At 47.8% G+C, this 19472-nt stretch carries 15 protein-coding genes; 10 read left to right on the plus strand and 5 right to left on the minus strand.

The annotated features are described in order from the left end of the window. The first annotated feature begins 465 nt into the window (after positions 1–465). Positions 466–7632 (plus strand): non-ribosomal peptide synthetase, encoded by a 7167-nt coding sequence (locus XPG1_RS02650; RefSeq protein ID WP_045957709.1) that lies wholly within the window; start codon positions 466–468, stop codon positions 7630–7632. Beyond that, positions 7629–8783 carry an FAD-dependent monooxygenase gene (locus XPG1_RS02655; protein WP_045957710.1) on the plus strand — a complete coding sequence of 385 codons (1155 nt, stop codon included), beginning with the start codon at positions 7629–7631 and terminating at the stop codon, positions 8781–8783. The genes XPG1_RS02650 and XPG1_RS02655 overlap by 4 nt, the downstream gene beginning before the upstream one ends. Before the next feature lie 151 nt (positions 8784–8934). On the opposite strand, the gene XPG1_RS02660 is transcribed toward XPG1_RS02655, so the two are convergent. Both XPG1_RS02660 and XPG1_RS02665 read right to left on the minus strand, forming a co-directional pair. Next, a complete protein-coding gene (locus XPG1_RS02660) occupies positions 8935–9849 on the minus strand; it encodes an endonuclease/exonuclease/phosphatase family protein (protein ID WP_052708224.1) in 915 nt (304 codons plus the stop codon). Positions 9850–9930: 81 nt separating this feature from the next. Beyond that, a complete protein-coding gene (locus XPG1_RS02665; protein ID WP_045957711.1) occupies positions 9931–10740 on the minus strand; it encodes a DeoR family transcriptional regulator in 810 nt (269 codons plus the stop codon). Between the two features lie 262 nt (positions 10741–11002). Between XPG1_RS02665 and kbaZ the strand changes: the two genes are divergently transcribed. Genes kbaZ through XPG1_RS18205 form a run of 8 tightly spaced genes read left to right on the plus strand, consistent with a single transcriptional unit; the run spans position 11003 to position 17112 of the window. Continuing rightward, the gene (kbaZ, locus tag XPG1_RS02670; protein ID WP_045957712.1) at positions 11003–12295 is read left to right on the plus strand and encodes a tagatose-bisphosphate aldolase subunit KbaZ; all 1293 of its coding nucleotides are present in this window, start codon (positions 11003–11005) and stop codon (positions 12293–12295) included. A 34-nt stretch (positions 12296–12329) separates the two neighbouring features. Next, the gene (agaV, locus tag XPG1_RS02675) at positions 12330–12803 is read left to right on the plus strand and encodes a PTS N-acetylgalactosamine transporter subunit IIB (protein ID WP_045957713.1); all 474 of its coding nucleotides are present in this window, start codon (positions 12330–12332) and stop codon (positions 12801–12803) included. 10 nt (positions 12804–12813) lie between these two features. Continuing rightward, complete coding sequence (gene agaW, locus XPG1_RS02680; RefSeq protein ID WP_045957714.1) at positions 12814–13596, plus strand: PTS N-acetylgalactosamine transporter subunit IIC; 783 nt, start codon at positions 12814–12816, stop codon at positions 13594–13596. Continuing rightward, entirely contained in the window at positions 13586–14455 is an 870-nt protein-coding gene (gene agaE, locus XPG1_RS02685; RefSeq protein ID WP_045957715.1) for a PTS N-acetylgalactosamine transporter subunit IID, read from the plus strand. Before agaW ends, agaE begins: the two co-directional genes overlap by 11 nt. A 17-nt stretch (positions 14456–14472) precedes the next feature. Next, positions 14473–14907: a PTS galactosamine/N-acetylgalactosamine transporter subunit IIA gene (gene agaF, locus XPG1_RS02690; protein WP_045957716.1), complete on the plus strand. Its 435-nt coding sequence runs from the start codon at positions 14473–14475 to the stop codon at positions 14905–14907. 5 nt (positions 14908–14912) lie between these two features. Beyond that, positions 14913–16058 carry an SIS domain-containing protein gene (locus XPG1_RS02695; protein WP_045960338.1) on the plus strand — a complete coding sequence of 382 codons (1146 nt, stop codon included), beginning with the start codon at positions 14913–14915 and terminating at the stop codon, positions 16056–16058. 12 nt (positions 16059–16070) lie between these two features. Further along, positions 16071–16922, plus strand: a complete 852-nt coding sequence (gene kbaY, locus XPG1_RS02700) for a tagatose-bisphosphate aldolase subunit KbaY (protein WP_045957717.1) — start codon at positions 16071–16073, stop codon at positions 16920–16922. A gap of 22 nt (positions 16923–16944) precedes the next feature. Then, positions 16945–17112 (plus strand): hypothetical protein, encoded by a 168-nt coding sequence (locus XPG1_RS18205; protein ID WP_157879422.1) that lies wholly within the window; start codon positions 16945–16947, stop codon positions 17110–17112. Between the two features lie 3 nt (positions 17113–17115). Here the strand turns inward: XPG1_RS18205 and panC are convergent, their stop codons facing one another. The 3 genes from panC to folK all read right to left on the minus strand — a co-directional run bounded on the left by panC (position 17116) and on the right by folK (position 19472). Further along, complete coding sequence (panC, locus tag XPG1_RS02705; RefSeq protein WP_045957718.1) at positions 17116–17973, minus strand: pantoate--beta-alanine ligase; 858 nt, start codon at positions 17971–17973, stop codon at positions 17116–17118. A 12-nt stretch (positions 17974–17985) separates the two neighbouring features. Next, a complete protein-coding gene (gene panB / locus XPG1_RS02710; RefSeq protein WP_045957719.1) occupies positions 17986–18807 on the minus strand; it encodes a 3-methyl-2-oxobutanoate hydroxymethyltransferase in 822 nt (273 codons plus the stop codon). Positions 18808–18989: 182 nt separating this feature from the next. Continuing rightward, positions 18990–19472 carry a 2-amino-4-hydroxy-6-hydroxymethyldihydropteridine diphosphokinase gene (gene folK, locus XPG1_RS02715; RefSeq protein ID WP_045957720.1) on the minus strand — a complete coding sequence of 161 codons (483 nt, stop codon included), beginning with the start codon at positions 19470–19472 and terminating at the stop codon, positions 18990–18992.

The raw sequence follows: 19472 nt of genomic DNA on the forward strand, positions 1-19472 counted from the left end.
CGCGGATATTGGCGGAGTGGGGAACATGTCGAATCTATCATAATAAACTGATTGGGTATTGATTATTTATCGGAAAAAATCTTTTTTATTAGATAAAATATTGATATTGATCTTTTTAAAATAAAAGATATCTACAGTAAATTCAAAAAAATTTAGCGTTATATTATGCGAGCATGCTTGTGTTTTATATTCCTCCCCTTTTAAAGGGTGATAAATTAATTTTCAAATTCGACGAATAGCATTAAAATAGCATAATGACTTGCTTCGCCTATTCTTTTTTAAAGCTGCCAGTTTTACTGAATTAATCGGATAATAAAGTGCTGAAATAAAATAGAGTCGTTATTTTATGCATCGATTTTTGTTACACCTTACAGGGAAAATGTCATGAATGATATCTTCATTGACGTTGTATTAAGGGGAATTAAATTCATAAAATATCACTTTAAATTTAGAATATGAGTTGCCATGAACACATTACCCATTATTCCCCTGACTCAGTATCAAAAAGAGATCTATTATGAAACTCAACGTCATCCAGAAAGTGGTCAGTTCACGATCGCTCTCGCGAGGATATTACAAGGCAATATTAACAGCGAAAAACTGCTTAATTCAATTAATGATGTGATGAATCATGATGTTACATGCCAATTGTGCATTGTTGAACAAGCCGGTGTAGTGAGTCAACAGCGACAAAATAGCTCGCTAAACCGAGCAGAAGTTATTGATGCCGAAGGTGAACAGGTTGCTATTATTTTCAGTGAATGGTCAAAACGAATTTTTAAGCTGGATGACAAATCGCTCCTTGATATTGCTCTGATACGAAATTTACAAAATGGCTACACGGCTATTTTTCTTCGTGCTCACCATATTATTTGTGATGGTTGGGGAATCAATCAATTGGTGGAAAAAATTCTCCAATATTATCAGGGTGCTGAAATTAATCAGGCACGATGGCATGATCATTATCAGCAATATCTTTCAGCGGTTATTGAACAGGAAGAAAGGCTGGCACAACCAGAAATAGAGCAACAAATAGCGGAATTAGCGGCATTAACACAACGTAGTGAACCGGTTTTATTTAATCGCAAAAAGAAAAACCCCCTTTCGCGCTTTATGCGTCACCGATATATCTTGGCTAAGAGTAAAGTTGAGCAAGCGCTATCACAAAAAATCACGCCTTACCAAGTTGTTATGTCAGCGGTCGCCATTTTATTGTCACGGATACATAATAATACCCGCTTAACCATCGGCGTTCCTCTGCTCAATCGTCGGGCTAATCAACGCAATATGGCGGGTCAATGGGCGAATACTTTACCACTTGCTCTGAGGGTCAGCGCGAACGATACCCTTATCGACTTAGCGGCGCGGATTAAAACAGAAACTAACAAACTAAAAACGTTTGAACATATTCCACTCGGCCGTTTGCTTAAGTCTCTGGGAACGATAAATCGTCAATGGTTTGATGTCACGGTATCTTATAATTACTTCCCTGTCAGCGATATTTCTGCTTATCCCCCGAAACATATCGATATTTATGGGGCTGCTCACGAAGATGATGCCATTGCGATACATATGGGCACGTATGGGAATCATAATGATGTCTGTATTGATATCACGGGTGCGGTAGATATTTTCGATGAACATTATCCCTTTGAAAAGTTTACTGCCGCTTTAGAACGTATTATCGAACAATTTATTGCATCACCAACACAAACTGTCTCAGATGTGAATCTCTCTTCGGCAGAAGAAATGGCACAGCTGGCGCTTTTTGAGCAAGGCCCCGTGACAGAATTCTCGAAACAAGAGACGGTCTCTACGTTATTTGATGCTCAGGTTGCATTACACGAAAAAGCCGTGGCTATCGTTGGCACGGGTGAGCAACCCGCTCTGACTTATCTTCAGTTTCAGCGCCGTATAGACAATATGGTGGCGGTCTTATTGAAAGAGGGCGTGCGCAAAGGCGATATGATCGCTATCTTAATGGATCGTAGCCCGGAGATGCTGACCGCTATTTTTGCTGTATTAAAAGCTGGGGCAGCTTATTTACCCATCGATCCCAATTATCCACAGGTGCGGATTGATGACATGCTAAATGACAGTGGGGTCGGGGTCATTATCGCCGATAAAGCGGCGCCATTTTTAACCGCCAGATCTTATACGGTCATTGACGGCCATCACCTTTCCGCTCAGGAAGAACATGTAAAACAGCCCAATTTATCTACCGCCGATTCCCTGGCCTATATGATTTATACATCAGGCTCCACCGGGAAGCCCAAAGGGGTGATGATTGATCATGATGCGGTGGTTAATCGGATTGAGTGGATGCAGGAACGTTACCCACTGGATAATACCGATGTGATACTGCAAAAGACCCCGATTTCATTTGATGTTTCTGTCTGGGAGTTATTCTGGTGGTCGATATCCGGCGCCGCTGTCCATGTGTTACCTCCTGGTGCTCACAAAGATCCATTAGAGATAATCAATGCTATTTGTGTGCATCACGTGACGACCTTGCACTTTGTTCCCTCGATGCTCCAGCCTTTCTTAGACATTTTGGCCAATAAACCTGAATTAGTGGGGACATTAATCAGCCTGCGCCGTGTGTTCACGAGTGGTGAAGCCCTTTCCCCCGCCAGGGTTAATCAGTTCCGTCAAATCTTTTCTATCTTTGGATTAAATGCCCCTGCGCTGATCAACTTGTATGGTCCGACAGAGGCTACCGTCGATGTTTCATATTTCGAGTTTTTTCCTGAACACCCTGATCGTATCAACCAAGTCCCCATTGGTTTTCCAATCAACAATATTGCATTGAGGGTGGTGTCTCAACATGGTACTCGGCAATCAATTGGTATGGTGGGAGAGCTGCAAATCAGTGGCATTGGATTGGCGCGTGGTTATCACAATAGGCCAGAATTAACGGACGAGAAATTTATCTGGGATAAGGCGCAGCGCTGGTATCGTACCGGCGATTTAGCCCGGTGGTTATCGGATGGCAGCGTCGAATACTGGGGAAGAATCGATAATCAGGTGAAGATCAGAGGAAACCGCATTGAATTAGGGGAAGTGCAAAACGCACTCGAGCGTATTCCTGGCATCACCCAAGCGGCAGTCTTACCCCAACAGAACAATCATGATGAAACTTCCCTTTGTGCTTACTATGTGACGCATCATCCGAGTTTCACGGCTGAAAAATTACGTAAAACGTTACTGGCATGCTTGCCTGATTTCATGGTTCCTCAGGCATTTGTTCAGATTCCGGCTATGCCTCTGACGCCAAACGGTAAAGTCGATCGTGAGGCTCTGCGTGCCTTGGTGAACACTGCGGTTTTGGGTCAACAGGATGATGCTAAGACTGACACGGAATATAAACTGGCAGACATTTGGAAACGCGTATTAAAGATCGAACAACTCAGTGTTCAGGATAATTTTTACACACTGGGGGGCGATTCTATCTTAATGTTAAAAGTGCGTTCTGAAGCCGAAAAGGCAGGCATAAATGTGACTCTTTCTGAATTATCACAACATTTGACCCTGGTTGAATTAGGCCGACACATTGACACGGGGCATCAGGCGCCAAGCGCCGTTGCATTACCCCCTTTTGCCCTGATCAAAGAAAAAGAGCGTGGGAAACTGACGCAATATGCTGATGCCTTTCCGGCGACTCAGCTCCAGCTTGGCCTGATATATCATAGTCAGCAGCGTAAAGACTCAGCCACTTATAAAGATGTTTTCCGCTATACCCTGAAAGGTGAGTGGAAACCTGACATTTTTTGTCAAAGTGTGGCCGCCACGATTCAACGTCATCCTGTTCTTCGTTCACACTTTAACCTGGCTGATTTCAGCGAGCCGGTGCAAATTATTCATCACCGTATCAATATTGAGGAAGCTCTTGAGATTAATGATCTCAGCTTATTACCATGGATTGAGTCTGAACCGCTGATTAAAGAGTACATGGAAAAAAGGCGTTGTCAGGACTACCATTTTGATCGTGCGCCGTTGTATCACCTCTGCTTGTTCAAAACCGCAGACACCATAGAGATGGTCTTTAGCTTCCATCATGCCATTCTTGATGGTGGTAGTGTGGCAAATTTGGTGCATGAACTTTTCTCTCGTTACCTGAATGATGGTCGGTATGTGGCTGAAACGGATGTGCTGCCATCCCCGGCACGCTATATACAAGAGGAACTTCACGCATTGCAAGACCAGGCACACAAAGAGTTCTGGCAAGCGATGTTTAGAGGGCTTCCCCGGACGCAATTTCCTAGCTACCGATTGTACGAAAGTCTCCCCAACAAGCGGATTTTCACCAAAAAGGTCATCGTTCCAGAAGACATTGACCAAAAATTGCGGATGCTGGTACAGCAGGAAAACGTGTCCATTAAATCGGTTTTCTTTGCTGCGCATTGTTTAACTATTGCTAGTGTGACCGCTCAGGATGAAATTGCGACGGGATTGGTCACGCATGGCCGACCTGATGTACAGCATTCAGAGCAGGCACTGGGTTTGTTTCTTAATACGCTCCCTGTTCGTTTCGCGGTCACTGACAAAACATGGAAAGCGTGTATTCATTCGGTCTTCAAGGCGGAACAGCGTCATGCGCCATACCGTCAATACCCGCTTCATGCTATCCAACAGGCGGTAGGTGAAGGGGCGAAAATCAGTTCTGCCTTCAATTACGTACACTTCCACGTATTATCCGATGTCTTTGCGGGTTCTGATTTGTCGCTTATTGCCTTTGAACCGTGGGAAGAAACTAACTTTGAAGTCTTGTTCAATGTCATGACTGACTTCATCACGGGTCAAAACCACCTACGGTGTGATTTCGATGGTGGTGTTTTTTCACAAGTGCAGGCTGAGACGTATCTGGACACCTACATGACCATTTTAAGCCGCATGGTCAATTGTGGTGATCAACGGGCAACCCTGAGCCGGCCGCTGGCACCAAGAAGCCGGGAAACATCTCCACAGAAATTCATCTCAACGATCACGATGATAGCGAAAAAGGTACAGGAACACCCTGAGGCAATCGCGCTGCGTTATCATGATCGACGGTGGCGTTATGAAAAATTATGGCTGGCGTCCGGGAAAATTGCGTCCACACTGATTTCTGAGGGTGTTGTTCAAAATACCCCCGTTGCGATTGCGCTTGAACGTTCTCCGACCTTAATTGCATTAATGCTTGGTGTGATGAGAGCCGGAGGCGTATGTCTGCCATTAGATCTGAGTTACCCGGCTTCACGTATCGCCGCGATGATAGAACAAGCTCAGCCAATACGGGTTATTGTGGATGATAAATCCGCGTCATTACTCAACATCGCTACTGTTCCGACAATCAGCGTGGACACGTTGCTCAACGGCAACCCGCATGTACCAACGATAGACATCGCCCCTGAGCAGTTGGCCTATTTACTCTTTACATCAGGATCAACGGGTCAACCGAAAGGCGTGGCAATGCCACATCGTAGTTTGTCGAATTTGGTGACCTGGCAAAATGAGACTCAGACGGGAAAAAATATTCGTTCTACCTTGCAGTATGCCCCTCTGAGTTTTGACGTTTCCTTTCAGGAAATTTTTTCTACCCTGACTGCGGGGGGAGAATTACATCTTATTCGTGAAGACGAACGCCGTGATCCTTTGCAACTCCTGCGTATTATCGATACTTACCAGACGGAAAGGATCTACTTGCCTTATGTGGCACTTCAGCAATTAGCAGAAACCGCCGTAACACTGGGTATCTATCCCAAAAAGCTAAACGTGGTCATTTCATCCGGTGAACAACTCCGGATCACGGAGGATATTCGTCTCTTTATGGGGAAAATCCATCACGGCATCCTTGAGAATCAGTATGGCCCCACAGAAACGCATGTTATTTCTGCCTTTACGATGAAAGGTGATCCGATGTCTTTCCCGGCGTTACCGCCAATGGGTAAAAGCATTAACAACGCAGATATCGTACTCCTTAACCGTCAGTTAGAAGAGGTTGTTTCTGGCGAGCCAGGTGAAATTTATGCTCGGGGGTTACCTGTTGCTCTTGGTTATTATCGTCAGCCAAAATTAACGGCAGAACATTTTATTATCCCCAAAGAGGGTGATGAGCCACTGTATCGTACTGGGGATTTAGGGGTAAAACTTAACGATGGAAATATACTCTGCTTAGGTCGCAGGGATACACAAGTCAAAGTCCGTGGTTACCGTGTAGAACTGGCGGAAATAGAATTGGCCATCTTGAGTACCCCCGGTGCCGCCGACGTACTCAAAAACGTGGCTGTTGTTGTTCAACAGCAGGGTGACAGTGAGGGGGTTCTGGTTGCATTTCTGATCGGGGAAAAGAACGACGCATTTACACTGCGGGTACAACAACATGTGTCCGAAATGCTGCCTCAATATATGCACCCGACGCAAATAGCGTGGCTGGCAGCCTTGCCTAAAACCCCAAGCGGGAAACGCGATGATGCTGCGTTACGTCGTATGCGGATCATACATGGGCATAATGACTCAGGTGATATTGCCCCACGGGACGAGCATGAGCAAGTATTGTGTGATTTGGCGGCGGACTTATTGAAAATACCTCGCTTATCTGTTCATCAAAATGTGTTTGATATTGGTGCGACATCACTCACAGCCATGAGAATGGTTGTTTTGGTCGAAAAATATTTCGGTATCAGCATTCCTTTGTCCCGTTTTGTGAGTAACCCAACGGTTGCACAGTTAGCGATGTATATCCGGGAAAAAGGGGGTGATCCCCAATTTAGCCCGCTTGTTCCCATGCGGACGACGGGTCATAAACGGCCACTGTTTTTTGTCCATCCGATGGGGGGCAATGTCTTGGCCTATTTACGATTAGTGAAGCACTTTCCTGAAGATCAGCCTTTCTATGCTTTGCAGGCTCACGGCGTCGATGCGGGATCTAAGCCATTGAACAGTGTACAGGCACAAGCGGCGAATTACCTGGACGCCATACGTCAAATCCAGCCACATGGCCCATACTCCGTTGGGGGTTGGTCTTATGGGGGATTTGTCGCATTTGAGATGGCACGTCAGTTGAAAGAACAGGGGGAAGCGGTTGCTGATCTTTTCGTCTTAGATACGGTTGCGCTTAACTCGAAACCTCAAGGAAAAATAAATGATGACGCACTGCTACGATGGTTTTTTTGGGAATTATTGTGGCTAAATGAAGGGGCGACCCTCCCTGAACAAAGTGTACCGGAACAGATAACCTCTTTGCAGGCGCGGTTCGAATATATCACCGAGCATGCCATTGCCACCGGCGCCATTCCACAAGGCAGTTCTCGCGCCGTCGTACAAAGATTATTTGATGTGTATAAGAACAATTGGCAAGCCGCTGCGGATTATGCGGCTTACATGGCAGATGTGAATATGACTTTATTGCATGCAACACGCCCGTTACCTGACGTCCTACGTTCTATGCATGATGCGATAAACAGTGAGTATCGTGATCCTAAAAATGGCTGGGAAAGTAAGACCACGGGTCATATTAATGTCATTGATGTTCCCGGTGATCATTTAGAAATTATGGAGGAGCCGCATGTGGCGGAGGTTGCAAAAGTTATCCTTCAAGAAATGCATAACGTTTCTAGCCAACAAGCAGGGTTAATGTCGGAGAAAATATGAATCGCCCATTAAAAGTACTCATAGTTGGAGCAGGTATCGGTGGGTTAACGGCGGCTATCGTGTTACGGCAGATGGGCTATGCTGTTGAAGTTTATGAACAAGCACCCACTTTACGGACAGCAGGTTCAGGTTTATCTGTCATGTCCAATGCTATTGCGGCGTTATCTTCTGTTGGGGTTAATCTGAAACTGGCGCACTTTGGTGCTCCCATGACATGTTTTGAAATTAGGAACGTCAAAGATCGTCTAATACGCCGATTACCCATCCCTGAAGTCTCGTCTTCTTATGGATTCGATAGCGTTTGTCTCTCACGTAAAGCATTGCAGGAAGCACTGTTACAGCAGCTTGATCAGAATATTATTCATGTCGGTGCGAAAGCCATCGAACTGACTGAAAGTGATGAGGGTATTTCTGTTTGCTTTGCTGATGGCAGAGAAGCACATGGCGATTTGCTCATCGGTGCTGACGGGATTTACTCTTTTGTCCGTGATTATATTCAGGGGCATAAGCCAACGCGCACAGCCGATTATCTGTGCTGGCTGGGGGTAACTCGTTATCAACATCCACAGATTACACCTGGCTACGTGGGGCATTATTGGGGCGCAGGAAAACGAATAGGGTTGATTGATGTCGGGGGTGGTGAGGTCTATTGGTGGGGAACCGCCAATATGCGTACTGAACAGGCGCATAACTGGCAAGGCAGCCACCAAGATATTTTATCCTATTATCAGGGCTGGCCGGCGATTGTTAGCGATATTATCTTACAAACCCCCGCCGAAAATATCATTGCTGTACCCGCACAGGACAGACCTTTTTCACCTTGCTGGGGGAAAGGAAGAATAACGCTTTTAGGCGATGCGGCTCATCCTATGCTGACCAGTCTGGGGCAGGGTGCTGGTATGGCCATCGAAGACGCGGCGGTTTTGGGGCATGTTTTTCGGCAACCGTCAGATCCCATTTCTGCGCTGCGTCAATACGAAACGATCCGTATTCCAAGGACGGAAATATTCGTTAATGCTTCAAGGGCATTGAGTGAAGTCGAGCAAGATGATCGTTTCTTTCATTGTTTGAAGAGAAATCTTTTCTTGAAATATGCGCCAACCAAAACGCTCAAAAAAAGTCTCGAAAAATCATTGCATTTTTCTCTGTGAGACGTTGATGACGATGTTGGGTAATCACTCTCTGAAACGCTAAATCAGAAATGCGCAGGCTGCAAGTCATACTGCCATAACCGGTGGGGACATGCTCAAACAGCAAAAAACTGCGCATTTCTCGTCGCAATATTAGTGGGTGCTGTGATGCTTACTGTTCAACAAGTTTCATCGTTGCCATAACAGGAATGTGATCACTCACCGTCTGCCACTTAATGCCGAATGCTTCTTTTCCATCATTTGGAATGGTGAGCTTTTCAATGATCCATTTTTGTCCTTTGCCCGTAAAAATGTGATCAAGGTCAAGTCCTGGGTTTCCTGCTGGCCATGTTCTGGTATCAGTACCAATGACGTCGACCAGCTGCCAATATTTTCCTATTTCTTTTGTCACACGGTCGCTTTTCACTGAGTTAAAGTCGCCCATCAAAATGGTTATACCCGTAGCAAGATTGGGTAGCACCTTATCAAGATCCCTATCATCGAATACGATGCTATTGATAAATCGGGCCTGCGCCATTCTGACCGTATCATCTTCACGCCAGTCGAAATGGCTGTTATACACATATACCGCCGCATCAAAACCTGGCACGTTAATTTTGCTAATCATCAGTGACCGCGGTTCTTCACTTCCAGAGGGGAGTTTGAAAACCATGGTTTTTTCAATGGGAAACTTTGATAAAATCGCATTTCCATAACTTCCCCCCTCCATGTCCAGCGATTTACCGAATGAATAGTACATGCCGGTTTTTCTGGCGATTTCTTTTGCTTGATCAAGCCCATGACTTCGGGCTGTTCCCTGGTCAACTTCTTCAAGTGTAATAATATCTGGGTTAAGTTTCATGATGGCTTCGGAAACCAACGCAATGTTGACGGTATGGTTTCTTAATCCCCCGGCGATATTATAGGTGGCAACTTTTATCCGTGGATATTTATCACCGGCATGGTAAATTTTATTGGGTGTACTTAAATATTGTGTTTCAACAAGGTCTGTTGCAGATGAGTATGGGATGCAGGATGCCGATATAAGACAGACAACACTGACGTTGGCTAGATATTTTCGCGTCATATTTACCCCCAAAGTTGGTTTTTGCGATTTCCAACCGGCTCATTATCATGGCAGACCATTACCCTGTTGGTAAATATTTTTTTATTCCTCGACCAGCATCACGTTGATGCCGCCTTTACGTAAGCCATCCAGGCTATCCGTCGGAATACCTTTATCGGTGATCACCATATGAATACGTTGCGTATCAATGATCTTATGTAGACTTGCGCGGTTAAATTTGCTGGCGTCGGTGACCACGATAATGCGTTCTGCTACCTCGCACATCCGGCGATTCAATCGCACTTCATCTTCGTTATGGGTACTGACGCCCCGTTCCAGATCAATGGCATCTACGCCTAGAAACAGCATATCAAAATGGTAGTTTTGTAGTGATTGCTCGGCCTGATCACCATAAAATGACAGGGACTGACGCCGCAAATGTCCGCCGGTCATTAACAGCTCCACCCCTTCGGCTTCCAGTAGTGCATTGGCGACATTCATGCCATTGGTCATGGCGATGACGTCTTTATGCTGGCGCATCAGCCGTGCGATTTCATACGTGGTGGTGCCTGAGTCCAGGATCACGCGATGACCGGGTTTGATCAGTTCGACGGCGGCGCGGGCAATGCTGCGTTTCAGCGCAATATTCAGGGTGCTTTTATCCTCTACAGAAGATTCCGCTGGCAGGGGCGCCGGATCGCATACCAGTGCGCCACCATAGGCACGCATCGCAATGCCTTGCTTTTCCAGAAACGTCAGATCGTTACGGATCGTCACCGTGGAAACACCGAAAAAATCCGATAAATAATTGACTTGTACGCTTCCTTTCTGGCGAAGATGCTGAATAATCAGCTCGCGCCGTTCGCTGGTGCTGGAAATACGTTTATCCGTGACGGAAGCACTGTTACTCATAGAAGATCCTTGCATAAAAACGTTTCGTTTCATTTCGTTCCGTCTATTAATCCCTTTCTTTTCATCGAATGCAAGTCTTAACAACCCGATATTTTTCCTATTATTCACGGCTTCGTGGGGCAAAGCGATCTTTCGATTTGTTTCTTTTGCGAAAGGGATCTCAATTTCGCTATCTTTTGTTTTGTGTTTTATTGATGATGGCACAGTATGAAATGAAATAAATCGAAAGGGTGGCGGTTAATCCATCGATAGGGAGAAGAAAATGAAACAGTTAACTGCGTTTGTGGCTAATCATAAACAAGATAAGCGTTATGGCATCTTCGCTGTCTGTTCCGCTCACCCGCTAGTGTTAGAAGCCGCCATACGCCACGCTCTGGACGCTCGCACCCTGCTGTTAATCGAAGCCACCTCCAATCAGGTTGATCAGTACGGGGGTTATACTGGCATGACGCCCGCCGACTTTTGTCACTTCGTCCAACAACTGGCGGATAAACATCATTTTCCCCATGACCAATTGATTCTCGGCGGTGATCACCTCGGGCCAAACCGTTGGCAGACTCAGCCCGCCGCAGAAGCCATGGAAAAGGCCGATGAACTGATCCGTCGCTATGTCGCCGCCGGATTTAAGAAAATCCACCTGGATTGTAGCATGTCTTGTGCCGACGACCCGGTGCCGTTAAACGATGCCATCGTCGCAGAGCGCGCGGCCAGATTGGCCCGCATTGCCGAACAAACCTGCATTGCGCAGTTTGGTGTATCCGATTTGGCGTATGTGATCGGTACTGAAGTACCGGTGCCTGGTGGGGCGCATGAAACGCTGCATACGCTGACGGTCACCACGCCCCAGGCGGCGAAAGCAACGCTGGAAACTCACCGCCGCGCTTTTGAGCAGCAGGGGCTCAACGATCTGTGGCCGCGTGTGATGGGTCTTGTTGTGCAGCCGGGGGTCGAGTTCGACCATACTCAGGTTATTGATTATCAACCGGCGCAGTCCCGTGCCCTGAGCCAGATGATTGAAATGTCTGACACGATGGTGTTTGAAGCACATTCCACCGATTATCAGACGCCGTACGCTTTGCAGCAACTGGTTCAGCATCACTTTGCGATCCTGAAAGTTGGCCCGGCGCTGACCTTCGCGCTGCGCGAAGCGCTGTTCTCACTCGCCGCGATTGAGCGCGAATTACTCCCTGCGCACCGATGTTCAGATCTGCGAGAGGTCGTGGAAAATGTGATGCGGGCACATCCAGAACACTGGCAGCAACATTACCACGGCCGTCATGAAGCACTGCGTCTGGCGCGCAGCTACAGCTATTCTGATCGCATCCGCTACTATTGGCCTGACTCCGATATTGACAACGCTTATTGTCGGCTAGTGAATAATCTGGCCAATGAAGTCATTCCCTTGCCGCTGATCAGCCAGTATTTGCCGCTTCAGTACATGAGAATTCGTGAAGGATTACTTGCGGCAACCCCACATGAATTAATGATAGATCATATCCAGGATGTATTGCGCCAGTATCATGCCGCTTGTCGGGGTACTGTGGCATCGATTTAGCTCAATCGATTTCGTTCAGTAATGAGGAAAAACTATGCCAAATATTGTATTAAGCCGCATCGATGAGCGTCTGATCCATGGTCAGGTTGGCGTGCAGTGGGTTGGCTTTGTTGGCGCCAACCTGGTGTTGGTTGCCAACGATGAAGTGGCGGAAGATACCTTGCAGCAAAACCTGATGGAAATGGTGCTCGCAGAAGGTATTGCCGTCCGTTTTTGGTCATTACAGAAAGTGATCGACAATATCCATCGTGCGGCCGACCGTCAGAAAATTCTGCTGGTTTGCAAAAAACCACAAGATTTTCTTACCTTGGTGGAAGGCCATGTCCCCGTAAAACGCATTAATGTCGGCAACATGCATTACGCCGAAGGTAAAAAACAAATTGCTAAAACCGTCTCAGTGGGTGAGCAAGACATCACAGCATTCAATCGATTGAAACAGGCGGGGGTGGCGTGTTTTGTTCAGGGGGTTCCCACCGAACCGGCTCAGGATCTCTACACTCTTCTCTGAGGTAATTGGTATGGAAATTAGCTTATTACAAGCGATCGCGTTGGGCATTCTGGCTTTTATTGCCGGGCTGGATATGTTCAACGGTCTGACGCATATGCATCGCCCGGTCGTTCTTGGCCCACTGGTTGGTCTGATTCTGGGTGATTTGCATACGGGTATTCTGACGGGCGGAACGCTGGAACTGGTGTGGATGGGGCTTGTACCTCTGGCGGGCGCGCAGCCACTGAATGTCATTATCGGCACCATCGTTGGGACAACCTTTGCCATTACCACCGGCGTGAAACCAGACGTCGCGGTCGGGGTCGCGGTGCCGTTTGCCATTGCGGTACAAATGGGGATCACTTTCCTGTTTTCCATCATGTCCGGTGTGATGGCACGCTGTGACCGTATGGCGGCGAATGCGGACACCCGTGGCATCGAATGGATTAACTATATAGCTTTGCTGGTACTCGGTACTTTCTATTTTCTGTGTGCCTTTCTGCCGATCCACTTCGGTGCAGAATATGCAAAAACCCTGATCGAAATGTTACCCGTCCGGTTGATCGACGGTCTGGGCGTTGCCGGGGGCATCATGCCAGCGATCGGCTTCGCGGTGCTGCTGAAAATCATGATGAAAAACGTCTACATTCCGTATTTCATTATCGGCTTTGTTGGCGCAGCCTGGCTAAAACTGCCGGTATTGGCGATTGCTGCTGTGGCGCTAGCACTGGCGCTGATGGCGTTTATGCGTACAGACCCGACACTACCTCAATCTTCCCGCGCTCAACAAGAGGAATTCGACGATGGCATCTAATATTCAGGCTTCATCCCAAGCTCGCAACGCGGATACGGCCATCACAAATGATAATATTTATGAAGATCAAAATATTGGTGCGGAACTGACGAAGAAAGACATTAACCGTGTGGCGTGGCGTTCCATGCTGTTACAGGCGTCATTTAACTATGAACGGATGCAAGCCGCTGGCTGGTTGTACGGCCTGCTGCCCATGCTGAAAAAAATCCACACCAACAAACGTGACCTTGCGCGAGCGATGAAAGGTCATATGGGCTTTTTTAATACTCACCCGTTCCTCGTGACTTTTGTGATTGGCATCGTGTTGGCGATGGAGCGTTCCAAGCAGGATGTGAATAGCATTCAGCACACCAAAATTGCCGTCGGAGCGCCGCTCGGCGGGATTGGCGACGCGATGTTCTGGTTGACTCTGCTGCCCATTTGCAGCGGCATTGGTGCCAGTCTAGCGCTACAAGACTCTATTCTCGGCGCGGTTGTGTTTCTCGTCATGTTTAACATCGTTCATTTCAGTTTGCGCTTTGGTCTTGCTCACTATGCCTATCGTATGGGGGTAGCGGCGATCCCATTGATTAAAGCCAATACCCGTAAAGTAGGGCATGCCGCTTCTATCGTTGGGATGACCGTCATTGGCGCGCTGGTCGCCACTTATGTTCGCCTATCCACGACGCTGGACATCAAGGCGGGCGATGCGGTCGTGAAACTGCAAACTGATGTGATCGACAAGCTGATGCCCGCATTTCTGCCGCTGGTTTACACCCTGATGATGTACGCTCTGGTACGTCGCGGTTGGAATCCACTGTCTCTTATCTGCATCACAGTCGTGCTGGGCATTGCCGGTAAGTTTGGTCACTTCCTGTAAGTAAGGGGGAGAAGCACATGTTAGGGATTATTCTTAGCGGGCATGGCGGCTTTGCCAGTGGCCTGGAACAAGCGATGAAACAGATCCTCGGCGAACAGCCGCAGGTTATTGCCATTGACTTCCCGGCAAGCGCATCTCCCGCCTTGCTGACCGCTCAGTTTGAAGCGGCGTTAGCCGCTTTCGATGAAAGTGAAGGGGTGGTGTTTTTGATCGATTTGCTGGGCGGTACTCCATTCCGTGTGGCTTCGACATTGGCGATGCAGAAACCTAATCGTGAGGTGATCACTGGCGTCAATTTGCAACTATTGCTGGAGATGGTGCCGGAATGTGACGGACTCAGCAGCACAGAATTTCGCCTGCAAGCGTTGGTGTGTGGCCACCGCGGCTTAACCAGCCTGGTGGATGAAATGGGGCGCGACCGCGATGCTGAGATCGTTGAAGGGGGTATTTGATCGTGATGAGCGAAATTCTATCTGCCGGTACTCAAACCTGGACTGAAGAAGAGATCCGCCAGCAGCCAGTAAGCTGGCTTCGGGCGCTGAACAATCTTGATCGTTTACATGACACCCTCAACGCGTTCCTCGCACCTCTGCTACAAAAAAACGATCTGAAGATTATCCTGACGGGGGCAGGCAGCTCCGCATTTATTGGCGATATCATTACGCCGTGGCTGATGCGTCACACCGGGAAAAACGTTGTCGCAATCCCCACGACCGATCTGGTCACCAACCCAATGGATTACTTCCCCGCAGATCAGCCGACGCTGTTGATTTCCTTTGCCCGTTCCGGCAATAGCCCGGAAAGCGTCGCGGTAGTGGATCTGGCGAACCAGCTTGTCAAGCGCTGTTACCATCTGGTCATGACCTGCAATCAGGCGGGTTGCCTGTATCAGAACACGGTACACAGCGATAATGCGCTGGTACTGTTGATGCCACCTGAAACCCATGATCGTGGTTTCGCGATGACCAGCAGCATGACCACCATGATGGCAAGCGCTCTGGCGGTATTTGCGCCGGATGTCATTAACAGCACCACTTTTCAGGCTGTCGCCACGCGCTGCGAACAGATTATCGCGTCGCAGGGCAATTTCAGCGAAATGGTGTTTGGTGATCTGCCTTTTCAGCGCATCGCTTACCTCGGCAGCGGTGGATTACAGGGCGTTGCGCGTGAATCAGCACTGAAAGTACTGGAGCTGACAGCCGGAAAACTGGCCGCATTTTACGACTCTCCGACCGGTTTCCGTCACGGGCCAAAATCACTGATTAACCATGAAACATTGGTGGTGGTGATGGTTTCCAGTCACCCATATACCCGTCAGTACGATCTGGATTTACTTGCCGAATTGCACCGTGACCAGCAGGCCATGCGCGTGGTGGCGATCTCTGCGATCCGTAGCCCGGAAGTGACAGCGGGGCCGCATATCCTGTTACCGGCGGCCCGAGAGTTTCTCGATATCGAACAGGCGTTCTGTTTCCTGATGTACGCACAAATTTTCGCGCTGACCGCATCCATCAAAGCAGGCATTCCCCCTGATACGCCTTCCGCCAGTAGCACAGTAAACCGCGTTGTGAAAGGTGTGGTTATTCATCCCTGGAAACATTGAGAGGTTGATCTCATGAGTATTATCTCGACCAAATATCTGCTTCAGGCTGCGTATGCCAGAGGCTACGCCGTGCCAGCGTTTAATATCCACAATGCAGAAACTATTCAGGCAATCCTGGAAGTTTGTAAAGAGATGCCATCGCCGGTGATCCTCGCAGGCACCCCTGGCACTTTCAAACACATCGCTTTTGAAGAGATCTACGCCCTGTGTGAAGCCTACTCGAAAAACTACGGTATGCCGCTGGCGTTACACCTCGATCACCATGAATCACTGGAAGATATCCGGCGAAAAGTTTACGCCGGCGTGCGTAGCGCAATGATTGACGGTAGCCACTTGCCATTTTTCGAGAATGTTAAGTTAGTCAAATCGGTGGTGGATTTTTGCCACCGTTACGATTGCAGCGTGGAAGCAGAATTAGGTCGTCTGGGCGGTGTGGAAGACGATATGGCTGTTGACGAAGAAAATGCGTTTTTCACCGATCCACAGGAAGCGAGCCGCTTTGTCGAGCTAACGGGTGTAGATAGCCTTGCCGTTGCGATTGGCACTGCACACGGTCTCTACACTAAACGCCCCAAAATTGATTTCCAGCGGCTGGCTGAAATTCGCGCACAAGTTGCTATTCCACTGGTGTTGCATGGCGCAAGCGATGTGCCGGATGACGATGTCAGACGTGCCATTGCGCTTGGTGTCTGTAAAGTGAACGTTGCCACTGAGTTAAAAATCGCTTTCGCCGCTGCGGTGAAAAAATGGTTCGTCGATAACCCGGAAGGCAACGATCCGCGTGATTACCTGCGTGTCGGGATGGATGCGATGAAAGCGGTGGTACGCAGTAAAATTGCCGTTTGCGGGTCGGCTAATCAATGAATTCCCAAAGGTCAATCATCTTATGATCTTGGTCGTCGATTGGGGCGTCGATAGGGTCGTTGATATAGTAGTGACATTGCCAAATTCAATTCACAACCCACTCTTGTTTTCAGCCATTGTATTGCATATTAAGGCGGGTTTTGGGGGATATGTGCATGATCATGACAGTGCGACACATACCCCACAATGAACATTAGTGAGTCAAATCAACCTGCTGATTATCAATTAGCCGTATTTGACCTAACCTTGCCGCCATCAAAATGACGGCTTTTTGACTTTGTTCTGTTAACGGTTTCAGATTTTCGGCATCACAGATAAATAGCTCATCTGGTATAAAACCTTCTTCACGTAATCGAACAGAGGCCCATTCGATCAACTGTTCAGGCTCCCGTTCGCCATTCTTCAACTTTTCTGCCATACATTGCATCACCTTATTCAGTAAAGGCGCAATTTTTTTCTCTTTAGCAGAGAGAAGGTGATTACGTGAACTCAGCGCCAATCCATTTTTATCACGGGCGATAGGCACAGAGACCAGCGTCATATCGTAAGCCATATCTGCGATCATGTGGCGGATGATGTGTAATTGCTGGAAATCTTTCTCGCCAAAATAAACCAGATCAGGCTGGATCAGGTTAAACAATTTGCTGACGACGGTAGTGACACCTCGAAAATGCCCTGGTCGGCTGGCACCTTCAAGTATCTGGGAATACGCGGGGACATCGACAAAAGTGTGGTTAGCACCGAAGCCATTCGGATACATTTCGTTGGCATTGGGTGCAAAGACCAGCTCGACATTGCGACGGCTCAGTTTTTCATAATCTTCCTGCAAGGTGCGGGGATAGTTGACCAGATCGTCTTCTCGATCAAACTGCATCGGATTGACGAAAATACTGACAATAACAACGTCGGCCTGGGCTTTGGCGGTATCAACTAATGTCATATGACCATCATGCAAATTTCCCATTGTGGGAACGAAAGCAATACGCTTGCCTTCTTGATGCCAACGACGGATTTCCCGGCGTAGCATGGGGATCGTTTCTATAATCAGCATTGCTGTACTCCTTTAAATAGCCGTCATGCTGGAGAATGATGACTTAAATGAATGAGCCTGGTCGGGATAGATACCACTTTCTACCTGTTCGATATAAAGGCGGATAGCATCCCTGACATTGCCCGTTTCTTTGAGGAAGTTTTTGGCAAATTTGGGTGGTTTTGCGGTGATACCCAACGCATCGTGCATAACCAGAATCTGGGCGTCAGTCCCATTGCCGGCACCAATGCCAATGACGGGGATCGTGGTCAGTTCTTCTGTAATCTGGCATGCCAGTTCGGCAGGCACACACTCTAACAACAGCATTTGCATACCCGCATCTTTTAGGGCGAGAGTATCGGCCATCAATTGATTTGCTGATGATTCATCGCGACCCTGCACTTTATAGCCACCAAGGAGATTGACGGATTGCGGCATTAAGCCCAAATGGATGCAAACAGGAACAGAGCGCTCAGTCAACCTTTTCACGGTATCATACAGCCAGTCTCCACCCTCAATTTTGACCATATTGGCACCGGCACGCATCAGTTTGGCTGCGTTCTCACAAGCCTGCTCTGGTGTGGCATAACTCATGAACGGCATATCTGCGATTAAGAAAGAATCCGGGGCGCCGGCGCGAACGCAACGAGTGTGGTAAATGATATCTTCCATTGTGACCGGTAAGGTTGAATCAAATCCCTGTACCGTCATACCCAATGAATCGCCAATCAGCATGACATTGATGCCTTCTTCGGCGAAAAGGTGAGCGAAACTGGCGTCGTAGGCGGTGAGTGTTGCGAATTTGCGTTTTTCTTTTTTTAACTGACGGAGGTCAGACAGGGTTGTTGGTTTCATTATTATCTCCTGAATCGTTATCCCTTTTATTTTTCAAGTCACTGTTTGGTTGGCTGCAATTTGAAATTTAATTGGGTATAAGCCTATCCCATTGAATGTTTCCAGTATATTCAACAGAACAGGCCCTGATTATCCAGAAATAGACCACGATTGTCTGAGATTGTGGATGAGCGTCAAAGAAACTACACCCAAAACGTCAAGCCATTTTCTGGAACATGTTTTAACCGTTCGGCTAATGTTTCCCCATCAGGAAATATCAGATCCGGCGCAATTTCAGCAAGTGGATAAAGCATAAATTCACGCTGTTTTAACCCGTAATGGGGAACGGTCAACCGTGCGGAATTGATGATCTGATCACCAAATAGCATAATATCCAAATCGAGAGTTCTTGGCCCCCAACGCTCACCGTTGCGAACACGCCCCTGCGCCAGTTCGATCGCCTGAGTGTGATCAAGCAATATGTCTGGTGACAATTGCGTCTCCAATGCAACAGCAAGGTTAAGATAATCCGGTTGATCCTGCGATCCCATGGGTTTGGTTCGATAAAAAGCGGATCGAGTCACCAAAGTGGTGTCAGGGATCTTTTTCAGTGCAGCAAGTGCATTATTGACTTGCTGCAAAGGCGTGGCCAGATTACTGCCAATGGCAAGATAGACCAAAGTCAT

It is taken from the genome of Xenorhabdus poinarii G6 (assembly GCF_000968175.1).
GTDB lineage: Bacteria > Pseudomonadota > Gammaproteobacteria > Enterobacterales > Enterobacteriaceae > Xenorhabdus > Xenorhabdus poinarii.

What these genes read in the sequence shown, in the direction of transcription:
- XPG1_RS02650 (WP_045957709.1), top strand. Translation starts at nt 466, where the DNA reads ATGAACACATTACCCATTATTCCCCTGACTCAGTATCAAAAAGAGATC.
- XPG1_RS02695 (WP_045960338.1), top strand. Translation starts at nt 14,913, where the DNA reads ATGAGCGAAATTCTATCTGCCGGTACTCAAACCTGGACTGAAGAAGAG.
- agaF (WP_045957716.1), top strand. Translation starts at nt 14,473, where the DNA reads ATGTTAGGGATTATTCTTAGCGGGCATGGCGGCTTTGCCAGTGGCCTG.
- folK (WP_045957720.1), bottom strand. Translation starts at nt 19,472, where the DNA reads ATGACTTTGGTCTATCTTGCCATTGGCAGTAATCTGGCCACGCCTTTG.
- kbaY (WP_045957717.1), top strand. Translation starts at nt 16,071, where the DNA reads ATGAGTATTATCTCGACCAAATATCTGCTTCAGGCTGCGTATGCCAGA.
- panB (WP_045957719.1), bottom strand. Translation starts at nt 18,807, where the DNA reads ATGAAACCAACAACCCTGTCTGACCTCCGTCAGTTAAAAAAAGAAAAA.
- agaV (WP_045957713.1), top strand. Translation starts at nt 12,330, where the DNA reads ATGCCAAATATTGTATTAAGCCGCATCGATGAGCGTCTGATCCATGGT.
- agaW (WP_045957714.1), top strand. Translation starts at nt 12,814, where the DNA reads ATGGAAATTAGCTTATTACAAGCGATCGCGTTGGGCATTCTGGCTTTT.
- agaE (WP_045957715.1), top strand. Translation starts at nt 13,586, where the DNA reads ATGGCATCTAATATTCAGGCTTCATCCCAAGCTCGCAACGCGGATACG.
- XPG1_RS02665 (WP_045957711.1), bottom strand. Translation starts at nt 10,740, where the DNA reads ATGAGTAACAGTGCTTCCGTCACGGATAAACGTATTTCCAGCACCAGC.
- XPG1_RS02655 (WP_045957710.1), top strand. Translation starts at nt 7,629, where the DNA reads ATGAATCGCCCATTAAAAGTACTCATAGTTGGAGCAGGTATCGGTGGG.
- XPG1_RS18205 (WP_157879422.1), top strand. Translation starts at nt 16,945, where the DNA reads ATGATCTTGGTCGTCGATTGGGGCGTCGATAGGGTCGTTGATATAGTA.
- panC (WP_045957718.1), bottom strand. Translation starts at nt 17,973, where the DNA reads ATGCTGATTATAGAAACGATCCCCATGCTACGCCGGGAAATCCGTCGT.
- kbaZ (WP_045957712.1), top strand. Translation starts at nt 11,003, where the DNA reads ATGAAACAGTTAACTGCGTTTGTGGCTAATCATAAACAAGATAAGCGT.
- XPG1_RS02660 (WP_052708224.1), bottom strand. Translation starts at nt 9,849, where the DNA reads ATGACGCGAAAATATCTAGCCAACGTCAGTGTTGTCTGTCTTATATCG.